Source organism: Brevundimonas sp., assembly GCF_051860745.1.
Classification (GTDB): Bacteria; Pseudomonadota; Alphaproteobacteria; order Caulobacterales; family Caulobacteraceae; genus Brevundimonas.
This window is the reverse complement of sequence record NZ_JBHYDN010000003.1, coordinates 108184-120325: the sequence shown is the minus strand read 5'-3', so window position 1 is coordinate 120325 and position 12142 is coordinate 108184. Positions and strand designations below refer to the sequence as shown.

Here is a 12142-nt window from a genome sequence, read left to right as displayed (position 1 = left end):
CCTATTCGCGGCGGTAGGCGGCAATGATCTGGCGCGCCCGGTCCGCGACCGCCTGACGGTGGCGGTCGACCACGTCCTTGCGCATGCCGCCGCCGACACCGCCGACGTTGTGGTGCCCGATGATTTCCAGGCCGGTCACCGCGGCGAAATGCTCGTCGAAATGCGTCTGCATCGCCGCCCACGCCCCACTGCGCTCGACCCAGGCCTGGGGGGCGCCCGATGAGGTGAAGGTGATCATCCTGCGGCCCCGAAGCCCCGGCTGGTTGCCGCCGTGCTGGAGCGCGGTATAGCCGAAGCCCATGCCGAAGACCCGGTCGATATAGCCCTTCATCATCGCCGGCGTCGCGTTGAACCAGAGCGGATAGAAGAACGCAAAGAGATCCGCTTCAGCGATAGCCTCGCGTTCCCGGGCCACGTCGGCTCTGACTGTGGCGCCCGGATGATCCGGCATCTCACTTGCCCGGAGGCGAGGATCGAAGTGAAGTCGGTAGAGGTCGCGCTCGACGACGTCTGCGCCCGCGGCTCGAGCCGCTGCGGCGAAGGCCCGGGCCATGGCGACCGTGAAACTCCTTCGCCGTGGATGGGCGACGAGGACGGCGATGCGGGGAGGAGCGGTTCGCATATGGCGAGTCTCCGGAATCCTTTGTTCGCCCGCCTTGATCTGGCTCAAGGCTCGCGACTCCGTCCGACCTAGAATCATCGGATCGAGGGAGATCACGGAAATGCTGAACAGGCCGGTTCAACCATCACACGGCCCCGCCGACGCCATACAAGCGGCCCACCACCAGATCGGCAACAGCCTGCAACAGGTGGCGAGCCTGCTGAGGCTGGAGAGCCGAAGCGCTACGCCCGAAGCGGCGACCGTCCTCAGCGAGGCTGGCCGGCGGGTCCGGGCGATCATGCACCTTCATTAGCGACTACAGGAGGGCGACGGCGGCAGTGTCAGGCTCGATGGCCTGCTGGGCGATATCTGCCGCGACGTCGCCGAGCTGGATGCGCTCGATCGCGAGGTCGAGGTGCGGACCCGGATCGAACCGCTCTGGGCCGATTTCAGAACCGCTTCCGCCCTGGCGATAATTACCGCCGAACTGGTCGGCAACGCCCTGGAGCATGGCCTCGCCGAGCGGTCGGGCGTCGTCGAGGTGACGCTGGACGGTCTTGAAGCCGGCGCCCGACTGACCGTTTCGGACTCGGGAGTGGGCAGTTCGCGCGGCGACTGGTCCCCAGGCTTCGGCATGTCGCTCGTCTCGCGCCTCGCCAGCCAGCTCGGCGCCCGGGCGCAGCGATCGCTGGATGCGAAAGGGACCCGTTTCGAGCTCATCTTCACCGGCGTCCTGAGCGATCCGCCGGGTTCCTGAATCAATCGACGTCCCGGGCCCGCACGACCTCGGCGAACTTGCGCCAGGCATCCGCTCCATCCTCGGCGAACCGGATCATCTTCAGATCATCCGGACTGATAAAGCCCTGGTTCAGGAGGGTCTCGAAGCGGATCAGATCTGTCCAGTAGGCCTTGTCGACGAGAATGACCGGCACCGGTCTCATCTTGCCGGTTTGGCGCAGGGTCAGGATCTCAAACAATTCGTCCAGGGTTCCGAAGCCACCTGGAAAGACCACGAGCGCATTGGCGCGCATCGCCAGGTGCATCTTGCGCATGGCGAAATAGTGGAACCGGAAAGTCAGATCCGGCGTCGACCAGACGTTCGGCTCCTGCTCCTGCGGCAGGCTGATGTTGAAGCCGATCGAGGGTGCGCCGGCGTCCGCCGCGCCGCGGTTGGCCGCGGCCATGATTCCCGGACCGCCTCCGGTGGCGATGACGTTCTGTCTCGGCTGGCCGCCGCTGTGGAGCGCACCGCCCTCGCGCGAGGCCAGGGCCGCGAACCGGCGGGCCTCGGCGTACCAGCGCGCGTGGTCGCCGGGACCGTCCTCGGTGATCCTCGCGCTGCCGAAGACGACGATCGTAGACGCGACGCCCCAGGCGCGAAGGGCTTCATCCGCCTTGGCGAACTCCATCAGGAACCGCACGCCCCGCATGGAGTCGCCGAGGAGGAAGGCGTCGTCGGTGACGGGCAACAGATACGCCCGGCTGGCGGCCTGCGCGGTCAGCACCGCGGCGGGATCTGTCATCACGCTGGCTCCAGGACGCCGCTCAGTCTCTCGACCAGCCGGGCTCGCGCCGCGTCGTTCGGGAGCGCCTGGAGCCTCTCGTTGAGAGCCACGAGGAAGGCTGAGCGATCATTGTGCCAATCCGGCCGGGTGGCCCGTCCCGGAGCCAGCCGCGCGCCCGTGGAGGGCAGCGGCTCCGCCGACGTTCGGGTCAGGAGGTAGGTCTGGTCCAGCAGGGCGGTGACCGGCCTGTATCCCTCATCGGCCAGCCGGGTCGCCATGGCCGCCAGGGCCCCCGGTTCGCCGTGGTCGAGCAGCACGGTCCCTCCAACGGGACTTCTCGCCTTGAGCCAGGCCGCCAGATCGGTCGCATCGCCATGGCCGGAGTAGCAGTCGAGATTGCGAATTCGTGCGCCGACCCGGACCTCCTCGCCCTGGATGCGAACGGCGGAGCGGCTCTCGACCAGCATGCGGCCCAGGGTGCCAGCGGCCATGAAGCCGGTCATCAGGACGGTCACCTCCTTGCGCCACAGCAGACGTTTGAGGTGGCGGCGGATGCGTCCGGCGTCGCACATGCCGCTGCCGGCCAGGATGATGTGCCATCCACTTAGCCGCTCGAGCCGATCGCTTTCCTGGGGACGCATCAGGTGGTGCAGACGCGTAGCTTGGCGAAGCAGCTCGAACGGGTTCTCGCCGGTGTCCGGGTTCCATCCGCGCCGCAAGAAGACCTCCGTCGCTTCGATGGCGAGCGGTGAGTCGAGGAAGATGTCGGCGGCGAGGTCCGGCTCTGCCTCCATCACCGCCAGCAGGTCGAGGATCAGTTCCTGGGCGCGCCCGACGGCGAAGGTTGGAAGCAGCAGCGGTCCCCCCGCCGCTCGCGCCTGACGCAGTTCTTCGGCGAGCGCGCGGCGTCGGGCGACCAACTCCAGATCAATGCGCTCGCGATCCCCATAAGTGCTCTCCAGAATCACATGGTCGACTCCGACGGGGCCGTCGGGATGCGGCAGGAAGGGCTGCCGCCCTGACCCGATGTCGCCCGAAAACAGCAGGTTCAGGCCCTCGGCCCCCTCGCCGACCTGCACCTGGATGGATGCGGCGCCCAGAAGGTGACCGGCCGGCCACCAGGTCGCTTGCACGCCCTCGATGATCGGCGTCGACTCGCCGAACTTGGCCCGCTCAAACAGCCGCAGGGTGTTTTCGACATCCCGGGAGGTGTAGATCGGCTCCACGGGCCCAAGGCCACGCTGGGCGTTGCGCCGATTGAGGTGTCGCACCTCGCTTTCCTGGATGCTCGCCGAGTCCGCCAGCATCACCTCGCACAGATCCCGCGTGCCTCGCGTCGTGAAGATAGGCCCTCGATAGCCGGCCCTGACCAGCTTCGGGAGCAATCCCGAGTGGTCGATATGGGCGTGAGTCAGCAGCACCGCGTCGAGCGAGTCCGCCGCGAACGGGAAAGGTTCGTAGTTGAGCGCCTTGAGGGTCTTCGGCCCCTGGAACATGCCGCAATCGATCAGAATGCGCCTACCGGCGGCCTCCAGCAGCATGCAGGAACCGGTGACGCACTCGGCCGCACCGTGAAAGGTCAGTTCAGCATTCACGACGTGGGTCCCTGGAAAAGCGAAATGGACCGCCTGACGGCGTTGACATGGGAGTCGACGCCAATGGCCATGTCAGTGCGCCAGCAGAAGACTGGGACCGTCGTTCCGGCGCAGAAAACTCCGCGTAGCGCCGCCGAAGATTGTCTCCCGAAGCCGCGAATGGCCCCAGGCCCCGGCTACGAGCAACCCGGCCCGCTTGCCTTCGGCCGCCGCGAGCAGGACCGCGCCTGCATCCTCGCCCTCCAACATAGTCGCTACGCCTGCGCCCACGCCATGAAGCCTGAGATAGTCGTTGAGCAGGTCGATGTCCGGGTCCGCGGCCTCCCGGTCGAGGCTGCTGACGCACTGGAGCACATGGATGCCGCTGGCCATCGCCAGCAGCGGCAGGGCGGCACGAACCGCGCGCCCGGCTTGCGGGCTTCCATCCCAGGCGATCGCCGCCGGCCCGGACAGACGATCGGGATCGCCTCGGGTGATCAGCACCGGCGCGCGATCACCCAGCAGCGCCTGGCTCAGAAGGTCCTCGAGCGGTCCTGTCTTGAGCCCTTCCTGGGCAATCACGATGAGGTCGGCCAAGGCCGCGTTTCGGGACAGGGCGAGCGCTGGCCGAAGCCCCCGCGTGAGAACAGACAGCCGGGGCGCGCCTTCTCCAGCCCCATAGACCACATCCGCCGCATTCGCCGACTGGCGCGCGGCGACTTCGATGCGGCCTTGCATCGTCCGCTCCGCCTCCGCCAACTCCTCAAAGGCGTCCCGGGAAAGCGTGGCGCCGAGCACCAGGCCCAGGGTGACCATATCAACCACTGAGTCGGGATAGACGGGGACGACCTCCGCCACGGCGTCGTGCTGACCCGCCAGCCAGGCGGCAAAGGCCAAGGCCGACGGGTCGCCAGCGCCGCCAGAGGCCAGGGCAAGGATGCGTTTCAGGCTCATGGTGGTTCTCCCTGCGAAGAACCATGGGCCAACGGCGGGCGCCCGCATTTGATCAGCGTCAAGGGGTCAGAAAAAGCGCGAAACGCCTTGAGCCTCGAGATCACCAATCGCGTATGTTCGGGCTTCGCTTCGACCGTGAACGACGCCGACTGCGGAGATGATCGCCGGCGCGAAATGCATTACAGCCACGGCATCTCCCGCCGGACAATAGATGTGGACGTCCGGGTACCGCTCGATCACCTTCCCGTTGAGATGATCCACAGTTTGAGGCTCGACAACCTCAACGACATGACCTGCCATGGACACCCCGACGCCGTCGCCATGGCCCCCGCTTTCGGAGCGGATAGCCACCGAGGCGCGGGAGTCGGCCTGGAGGTTGGCGAATTTCTGGCTCGTTCGGGCGACGACGAAATAGAGGTTCAGGCCGTCATTCAGGTAGCCCACCGTCGTCGCTTGCGGCCAACCGTCGGGCCGGATGCAGGCCAGGGTCATCAGCCGCTCGCGATCAAGCAGCTCGACAATGGCGTCGACTGCACGGTCGTGAATGGGCGGAGGGGTCGCGGCGTTCATGGCTCGGCTTTCACGGTTTCCAGATAGGCGATCAGGTCGTCGATCTCGCTGGCCCGAAAGACATAGGCCGGCATGGCGGGGTGGCCGGTGACCAGGCCTTCGGCGAAGGCTTCCTCCAGCTGATCGAGCGGGTAGCGGTGAACAATCTCGCGAAACGGTGTGGCCTCCGCCATCGGACTGTCACCGACAGCGCTCACCGCATGGCAGCCCGCGCAGGCCTGGGTCGCGAGCTGCTGGCCGCGCACGGCTGCCTGCTCTGCTGTGTCGTGGGTCGTCAACACCGTCATGGACAGGGGCTCCGGGCTTGCGCAAGCGGCGCAGCTCAGCAGGAGGGCGACGGTCAGGCGAGCAAGGAACATGGTGCATCTCCAGAGCATCCCACCTTGGGGGGTCCGTCAAACAGGGTCGTTGATCCTGATCAAGGCGGGCGATCACAGGGCGCCGTTCTCTTTGGCAACAGACGGAGACCGCCATGACCTACGCCAGCCTTCTTGTCGCCGTCGATGACGGCGCCGAGAGCGACAGCCGTCTCGAACTGGCTTGCGACCTCGCGAATGCATTCAACGCCCATCTGACCGGCCTCTGCACCGGGTCTATCGCGCCGCCGCTATATGATCCGCTCGGCGGCGGGGCCATGGTCGGCGAATTGCTGGCTCTCTATCGCGACATGGCGGAGGCCGAGGTAAAGCGCGCCTCAGAGCGGTTCGCCGACATCATTCGCGCGAGAGACGTCGACGCCGATTGGCGAGGCCAGATCGGGTTTCCCGGCGAGGTGTGTTCGCGCGAAGCGCGGGCGGTTGACCTGGTCATCCTCGGCGGCCGCAACTCGCGCGCGCCCTATCACGCTCCGGATGTGGCCGACGTCCTGATGGGAAGCGGACGCCCCGTGCTGGTGACCCCGCCGACCCGCGTCCGGAATCCGGTCGGCGAGCCGGCCCTCGTCGCGTGGAAGGATTGCCGGGAAGCCCGCCTTGCCTTGTCCGCGGCTCTTCCACTGCTGCAGCGGGCGAGGGGCGTCACCGTCTATGCCATCCGCTCCCCTGACGAGATTGAAGCCGCCGACGGCGAATTGTCTGACATCGTGCGCTTTCTGGGCCGACACGGAATCGCTGCCGAGCCCATGGTCGTAGCCCCGACCGAGGCCTCCGCCGGGCGTCAGGTCCTCGACGAAGCCCTCGCCCGACGCGCAGGTCTGATCGTGGCGGGTGGCTACGGTCACACACGCCTGCGGGAGTGGGCGCTCGGAGGCGTGACCCGGGATCTCATCAAGGACAGCCTGATCTGCCTCTGCCTCTCGCACTAGCGTCGAAGATCAAAAGGGGCGCGCAGGCCGATCACGGGGTCGGCCGGTCAACTCATGCCGCGGGTCCCGTGGCCTTAAGCCGGCGGAAGGCCATCAGGTCGTCCACCCACTCCTTGTCCTCAAGGACGTGAGTCAAAACCCGCCGGATCATTGGCTGAAACCGCTCCACTTCCTCGGCTTTCAGCACGCCCGTGACCCGGTCGTTGAAACGCGTCACGTCCAGCAGGGCGCGCTGGAAAACCTCCCGCCCCTTGTCGGTCAGGTTCAGACGCACCTGCCGGCGATCAACAGGATCGCGATCGCGCTGGACAAGCCCAACCTCGACCATGCGGTCGACGGTCCGGGTCAGGGTCGTGCGGTCCGTGGCGCAGAAGGCCGCGACCTCGCCCATCGTGGCCCTGTCCAGCCGACTCAAGGTGGCGAGGACCTGCCACTGACTGAGCGTCAGTCCCGTCTGGACCAGTTCCCGACCCAGAGCATTCTCGCGCTGTCGGACCAGGTGGTGCAGCAGGAAGAACAGGTGGCCGGCGGTGAGGGGCTCAAACGCGCCCGACGCCTCCCTTGCACATTCTTCCGACTCCTCGCCCGACATATTGATTGAGCCTCCAACTCCGCTGGGACCAGTCCAAACAGGTTCGCGCGCCGCGCGCAACCTGACCCCGTCGCAACAGCGAGCCCGCCTGGAACATCATGCGTCAGGGGTGGTCTCAATAATCAGTCGTGACTGGGGAGATTTTCCAGGAACCGGCCCGGACGAGGCTTTCAGCGCAGGGCGATTCACAGATGACAGCATCCGACAAATATTCGTCGGGACATACTGGTTAGGACCTCAGGCGCGGTCTAGAACAACAGCTTGAGCATCTGTTGCGTGCGTAGGGCGAGTGATCCTGTGTAGATGGGACGGCTCCTCTCACCCGGGCACCGGAGCGGGGGAAGAGGAGTTCCACGCGTTGGAGTCCACGAACACCGAGGCGCCTGAGTATTTCCACAAGGTCGTCGATTGCCAGTGGGCCTGTCCGGCCCATACGCCCGTTCCCGAATACATCCGGCTGATCGCCCAGGGGCGCCACGCCGACGCCTATATGGTCAACTGGAAGTCCAACGTCTTCCCCGGCATCCTCGGGCGGACCTGCGATCGCCCGTGCGAGCCCGCCTGTCGCCGCGGGCGGATCGAGGACGAGCCGGTCGCCATCTGCCGGCTCAAACGCGTGGCGGCCGACAACAAGGGCGATGTCTCGGCCCGCATGCCGCGCGCGCCGGTCAACCGGATCGGCAAGAAGATCGCCTGCATAGGCGCGGGACCGGCCTCGATGACCGTGGCGCGGGACCTCGCCCCGCTCGGATATCACGTCGTCGTCTATGACGCCGACGCCAAGTCGGGCGGCATGATCCGCAGCCAGATCCCCCGCTTTCGCCTGCCCGAGAGTGTGATCGACGAAGAGATGGGCTACATCACCAACCTCGGCCTCGAGATGCGGCTGGGTGAGCGCATCGACAGCCTGGGCGCGCTGCTCAAGGAAGACTACGACGCCATCTTCGTCGGCACCGGGGCGCCACGCGGGCGCGACCTGGACGTTCCCGGCCGACAGGAGGCCGCCCGCAACATCCACATCGGCATCGACTGGCTCTCCAGCGTCTCCTTCGGCCACATCGAGAAGATCGGTCGGCGGGTGATCGTTCTGGGTGGCGGCAATACGGCCATGGACTGTTGCCGCACCGCCCGTCGCCTCGGCGGCGAGGACGTCAAGGTCGTCGTCCGCTCCGGTTTCGAGGAAATGAAGGCCTCACCCTGGGAGAAGACAGACGCGACGCACGAGGGCATCCCGATCCTCAACTTCCTTGTCCCCAAGGCCTTCACCCACGCCGACGGCCAGCTGACCGGGATCACCTTCGAGAAGGTCACCCCGGTGATCGACGAGAAGGGGCGCCGCACGCTCAGGCCGACGGGCGCGCCTGATCAGCACATCGAGTGCGACGACGTGCTGGTGGCCATCGGTCAGGAGAACGCCTTTCCCTGGATCGAGCGCGACATCGGGCTGGCGTTCGATGAATGGGGCATGCCCGTCGTCAATGAGACCACCCTTCAGTCGACCAACGACAAGATCTTCTTCGGAGGCGATGCGGCGTTCGGGCCCAAGAACATCATCTGGGCGGTGGCCCATGGTCATGACGCGGCGATCTCCATCGACCACTTCTGTCGTGGCAATGATGTGCGGCTCAGACCCCCGCCCGGCGTGCTGGTCTCGTCCCAGAAGATGGGCATCCACGAATGGAGCTACGACAACGACATCTCCGACGAGGATCGCCAGGTCGTGCCCCAACTGCCCACGGCAGAGGCCCTGGCCAATGTGAAGGCCGAGGTCGAGCTGGGCTTCGACGCCGCCCTCGCCCTGGCCGAAGCCCAGCGCTGTCTCAACTGCGACGTCCAGACGGTGTTCACCACGCCTCTGTGCATCGAATGCGACGCCTGCGCCGACATCTGCCCGACCGACTGCATCACCTTCACCGTCAATGGAGACGAGGAGGAGCTGCGCCCCCGCCTCAAGGCGCCGGCCCTGAACCTGACCCAGGACCTCTACATATCCGGAGCCCTGCCCACGGGACGGGTGCTGGTGAAGGACGAGGACGTATGCCTGCACTGCGGCCTGTGCGCCGAGCGCTGCCCGACCGGGGCCTGGGACATGCAGAAGGTCGTCATCGACATGACCCACGCCGGCGGGTGCTCGAAATGACCCCTCAAACCCGGGCGGTGAACGACTTCGTGGTGAAGTTCGCCAACGTCAACGGCTCGGGCTCGGCCAGCGCCAACGGCCTGTTCGTCAAGGCGATCCTGCGGATGGGGGTGGCGGTAGCCGCGCGGAACATCTTCCCGTCGAACATCCAGGGTCTGCCGACCTGGTACGAGATCCGCGTCAGCGGCCCTGGCTGGCTGGGTCGGCGTGGCGGCGTCGACCTGATGGTCGCCCTGAACCCCCAGACCTGGGACCGCGACGTCGCCGAGATCGATCCGGGCGGCTACCTGTTCTACGATTCCACCAAACCCATGCCGGCCAGCAAGTTTCGTGATGACATCACGGTGGTCGGCGTCCCGCTGACCGCCCTGTGCAACGCCGCCTACGTCGAGCCGTCCAAGCGCAAGGTGATGAAGAACATCATCGGCCTCGGCGCCCTGACCTTCCTGCTCGGCATCGAGCAGGAGGTGGTCGAAGCGCTTCTGGCGGAGGAGTACGCCTCCAAGCCGGCGATGATCCCGGCCAATATCGAGGCCCTGCACATCGGCTTTGACCACGCGAAACAGAACCTCAAGCCGCTCGGTCTGCGGCTGAAGCGGACCGATGCGGTGGGCGATCGGATCTTCGTGGACGGCAACACCGCGGCGGCGCTCGGCGCTGTCTATGGAGGGGCCACGGTCTGCGCCTGGTACCCCATCACCCCGTCGACCTCGCTGGCGGAAGCCTTTACGGACTACTGCGGCAAGCTGCGCCACGATCCGGAGACCGGGCAAGCCCGCTACGCCATCGTCCAGGCGGAGGACGAGATCGCCTCGATCGGCATGGTCGTCGGCGCCGGCTGGAACGGCGCGCGCGCGTTCACCTGCACTTCGGGACCGGGTGTTTCGCTGATGCAGGAGTTCATCGGCCTTTCCTACTTCGCCGAGATTCCCGCTGTGATCTTCGACGTTCAGCGCGGCGGTCCATCCACCGGCATGCCGACCCGCACCCAGCAGTCGGACATCCTCTCGGCCGCCTACGCCAGCCACGGGGACACCAAACATGTCCTGCTGTTGCCCGAAGGTCCGGGCGAATGCTTCGAAATGGGCGCCCAGGCCTTCGATCTGGCCGACCGGCTGCAGACCATGGTCTTCGTCATGCTCGACCTGGACATGGGCATGAACGAATGGCTGGTCGACCCTTTCCGTTGGGACGACAGCCGCGCCCTCGACCACGGCAAGGTCATGACCGCCGAAATGCTCGAGGCGGGCGCCGACTTCGGCCGCTACAAGGATGTCGACGGCGACGGCATCCCGTTCCGCACCCTGCCGGCGACACATCCGTCCAGGGGCGCCTACTTCACCCGCGGCACCTCGCGCGATCCCTATGCCCGCTACAGCGAGGAAGGTTCCGTCTATGTCGACAACATGGAGCGGCTGCTGCGCAAATTCGACACGGCCAAGGCGCTGGTCCCCGCTCCGATCCTGCGGAAGGCCCCAAAACAGACATCCTATGGCGTGATCTACTACGGCTCGACCTCGCCGGCGATGGACGAGGCCCTGGCGGGTCTCGAGGCGCAGGGCCTGAACGTGGACGCCCTGCGCATCCGCGCCTTCCCGTTCCCGGGCGAGGTGTTCGACTTTGTCGCCCATCACGAACTGGTCTTCGTGGTCGAGCAGAACCGCGACGCCCAGCTTCGCACCCTGCTGATCAACGAGGGCGGGGTAGACCCGGCCCGGCTGGTCAAGGTGCTCAACTATGACGGCTCGCCAATCACCGCGCGCTTCATCCAGGCCGAGCTGGCCCGGGGGATGGGCGCGGTCGACGCCAATGCGGCCGGGGAGATGGCGCAATGACCTGGATCGTCAAGCCGCAGTTCCATCACCCGTCCCTGCCGACCAACAAGCTCGGCTTCACCCGCCGCGACTACGAGGGCCGGGTCTCGACCCTGTGCGCCGGCTGCGGCCACGACTCGATCAGCGCCGCCATCGTTCAGGCCTGTTTCGAGATCGATCTGGAGCCCCATCGTCTCGCCAAGCTGTCGGGGATCGGCTGCTCGTCCAAGACGCCGGACTATTTCCTCAGCGCCAGCCATGGCTTCAACACCGTGCACGGACGGATGCCGTCGGTGCTGACCGGCGCCAATCTGGCCAATCGAGAGCTGATATACCTGGGCGTCTCCGGCGACGGCGACAGCGCCTCGATCGGTCTGGGCCAGTTCGCCCACGCCATGCGGCGGGGGGTCAACATGGCCTATATCGTCGAGAATAATGGCGTCTACGGCCTGACCAAGGGCCAGTTCTCCGCCACCGCCGACAAGGGCAGCAAGTCCAAGAAGGGTGCGGTCAATTCGGACAGCGGCATCGATCTGGTCGCCATGGCCCTGCAGCTCGGCGCGACTTTTGTCGGCCGCAGCTTCTCCGGCGACAAGGACCAGCTGGTGCCGCTGATCAAGGCGGCCCTGACGCACAAGGGGGCTGCCTTCATCGACGTCCTCAGTCCGTGTGTGGCGTTCAACAACCACAAGGGATCGACCAAGAGTTTCGACTGGGTGCGCGAGCACAATGAGGCGGTCAACCGGCTGGACGTGATCCTTGGCCGGGCGCCCGTGACGGCCGCCTACGCACCCGGTTCCCTGGTCGAGGTGGCCCAGCACGACGGTTCGATCCTGATGCTGCGCAAGGTCGCCCGGGACTACGACGCGACGGACCGGGTCAAGGCCATGGCCTATCTGCACGAACGGGGGGCCGTCGGCGAGATCGTCACCGGCCTGCTCTATGTCGACCCCGAGTCCGAAGATTTGCATGACGCCCTGGCGACGGTCGCCAAGCCGCTCAACGCCCTGTCCGACGCCGAACTGGTCCCGGGAACGGCCGCCCTCGTCAGGATCAACGCGGGGCTGCGCTAACCGTCGGGAGCCCCGG

At 66.4% G+C, this 12142-nt stretch carries 13 protein-coding genes; 6 read left to right on the top strand and 7 right to left on the bottom strand.

Translation table 11 applies throughout. From position 1 onward, the window contains the following. Nucleotide 1: 1 nt before the first annotated feature. Entirely contained in the window at nt 2-670 is a 669-nt protein-coding gene (locus ACTIEW_RS05025; RefSeq protein ID WP_439476824.1) for an NAD(P)H-dependent oxidoreductase, read from the bottom strand. A gap of 52 nt (nt 671-722) precedes the next feature. On the opposite strand from ACTIEW_RS05025, the gene ACTIEW_RS05020 reads away from it, so the two are divergent. Both ACTIEW_RS05020 and ACTIEW_RS05015 read left to right on the top strand, forming a co-directional pair. Beyond that, a complete protein-coding gene (locus tag ACTIEW_RS05020; RefSeq protein ID WP_439476823.1) occupies nt 723-914 on the top strand; it encodes a histidine kinase dimerization/phosphoacceptor domain -containing protein in 192 nt (63 codons plus the stop codon). A gap of 102 nt (nt 915-1016) precedes the next feature. Next, complete coding sequence (locus ACTIEW_RS05015) at nt 1017-1358, top strand: ATP-binding protein (protein ID WP_439476822.1); 342 nt, start codon at nt 1017-1019, stop codon at nt 1356-1358. Between the two features lies 1 nt (nt 1359). Here ACTIEW_RS05015 and ACTIEW_RS05010 read toward each other — a convergent pair whose 3' ends face one another. From ACTIEW_RS05010 to ACTIEW_RS04990, 5 genes are all read right to left on the bottom strand, one after another. Continuing rightward, complete coding sequence (locus ACTIEW_RS05010) at nt 1360-2124, bottom strand: TIGR00730 family Rossman fold protein (protein WP_439476821.1); 765 nt, start codon at nt 2122-2124, stop codon at nt 1360-1362. Beyond that, on the bottom strand, nt 2124-3701 hold the full coding sequence (locus ACTIEW_RS05005) for an MBL fold metallo-hydrolase (RefSeq protein ID WP_439476820.1): 1578 nt from the start codon (nt 3699-3701) through the stop codon (nt 2124-2126). The genes ACTIEW_RS05010 and ACTIEW_RS05005 overlap by 1 nt, the downstream gene beginning before the upstream one ends. Nucleotides 3702-3773: 72 nt before the next feature. Next, complete coding sequence (locus tag ACTIEW_RS05000; protein WP_439476819.1) at nt 3774-4634, bottom strand: universal stress protein; 861 nt, start codon at nt 4632-4634, stop codon at nt 3774-3776. 66 nt (nt 4635-4700) lie between these two features. After that, nucleotides 4701-5204: a pyridoxamine 5'-phosphate oxidase family protein gene (locus ACTIEW_RS04995; protein ID WP_439476818.1), complete on the bottom strand. Its 504-nt coding sequence runs from the start codon at nt 5202-5204 to the stop codon at nt 4701-4703. After that, entirely contained in the window at nt 5201-5563 is a 363-nt protein-coding gene (locus ACTIEW_RS04990) for a c-type cytochrome (RefSeq protein WP_439476817.1), read from the bottom strand. The genes ACTIEW_RS04995 and ACTIEW_RS04990 overlap by 4 nt, the downstream gene beginning before the upstream one ends. Nucleotides 5564-5676: 113 nt before the next feature. On the opposite strand from ACTIEW_RS04990, the gene ACTIEW_RS04985 reads away from it, so the two are divergent. Beyond that, the gene (locus ACTIEW_RS04985; protein WP_439476816.1) at nt 5677-6507 is read left to right on the top strand and encodes a universal stress protein; all 831 of its coding nucleotides are present in this window, start codon (nt 5677-5679) and stop codon (nt 6505-6507) included. A gap of 52 nt (nt 6508-6559) precedes the next feature. Here the strand turns inward: ACTIEW_RS04985 and ACTIEW_RS04980 are convergent, their stop codons facing one another. After that, nucleotides 6560-7099, bottom strand: coding sequence for a MarR family winged helix-turn-helix transcriptional regulator (locus ACTIEW_RS04980; RefSeq protein ID WP_439476815.1), 540 nt, complete (start codon nt 7097-7099; stop codon nt 6560-6562). Nucleotides 7100-7457: 358 nt separating this feature from the next. On the opposite strand from ACTIEW_RS04980, the gene ACTIEW_RS04975 reads away from it, so the two are divergent. The 3 genes from ACTIEW_RS04975 to ACTIEW_RS04965 are packed head-to-tail and all read left to right on the top strand — an operon-like array spanning nt 7458 to nt 12126. After that, nucleotides 7458-9239, top strand: coding sequence for an FAD-dependent oxidoreductase (locus ACTIEW_RS04975; RefSeq protein WP_439476814.1), 1782 nt, complete (start codon nt 7458-7460; stop codon nt 9237-9239). Then, a complete protein-coding gene (locus tag ACTIEW_RS04970; protein WP_439476813.1) occupies nt 9236-11074 on the top strand; it encodes a 2-oxoacid:acceptor oxidoreductase subunit alpha in 1839 nt (612 codons plus the stop codon). The genes ACTIEW_RS04975 and ACTIEW_RS04970 overlap by 4 nt, the downstream gene beginning before the upstream one ends. Beyond that, nucleotides 11071-12126 carry a 2-oxoacid:ferredoxin oxidoreductase subunit beta gene (locus ACTIEW_RS04965; protein ID WP_439476812.1) on the top strand — a complete coding sequence of 352 codons (1056 nt, stop codon included), beginning with the start codon at nt 11071-11073 and terminating at the stop codon, nt 12124-12126. The genes ACTIEW_RS04970 and ACTIEW_RS04965 overlap by 4 nt, the downstream gene beginning before the upstream one ends. The last annotated feature ends 16 nt before the right edge of the window (nt 12127-12142 follow it).

Coding starts and splice junctions, on each gene's coding strand:
- ACTIEW_RS04980 (WP_439476815.1), bottom strand. CDS start 7,099: ATGTCGGGCGAGGAGTCGGAAGAATGTGCAAGGGAGGCGTCGGGCGCG.
- ACTIEW_RS05020 (WP_439476823.1), top strand. CDS start 723: ATGCTGAACAGGCCGGTTCAACCATCACACGGCCCCGCCGACGCCATA.
- ACTIEW_RS04995 (WP_439476818.1), bottom strand. CDS start 5,204: ATGAACGCCGCGACCCCTCCGCCCATTCACGACCGTGCAGTCGACGCC.
- ACTIEW_RS04970 (WP_439476813.1), top strand. CDS start 9,236: ATGACCCCTCAAACCCGGGCGGTGAACGACTTCGTGGTGAAGTTCGCC.
- ACTIEW_RS04965 (WP_439476812.1), top strand. CDS start 11,071: ATGACCTGGATCGTCAAGCCGCAGTTCCATCACCCGTCCCTGCCGACC.
- ACTIEW_RS05000 (WP_439476819.1), bottom strand. CDS start 4,634: ATGAGCCTGAAACGCATCCTTGCCCTGGCCTCTGGCGGCGCTGGCGAC.
- ACTIEW_RS05010 (WP_439476821.1), bottom strand. CDS start 2,124: ATGACAGATCCCGCCGCGGTGCTGACCGCGCAGGCCGCCAGCCGGGCG.
- ACTIEW_RS04990 (WP_439476817.1), bottom strand. CDS start 5,563: ATGTTCCTTGCTCGCCTGACCGTCGCCCTCCTGCTGAGCTGCGCCGCT.
- ACTIEW_RS04985 (WP_439476816.1), top strand. CDS start 5,677: ATGACCTACGCCAGCCTTCTTGTCGCCGTCGATGACGGCGCCGAGAGC.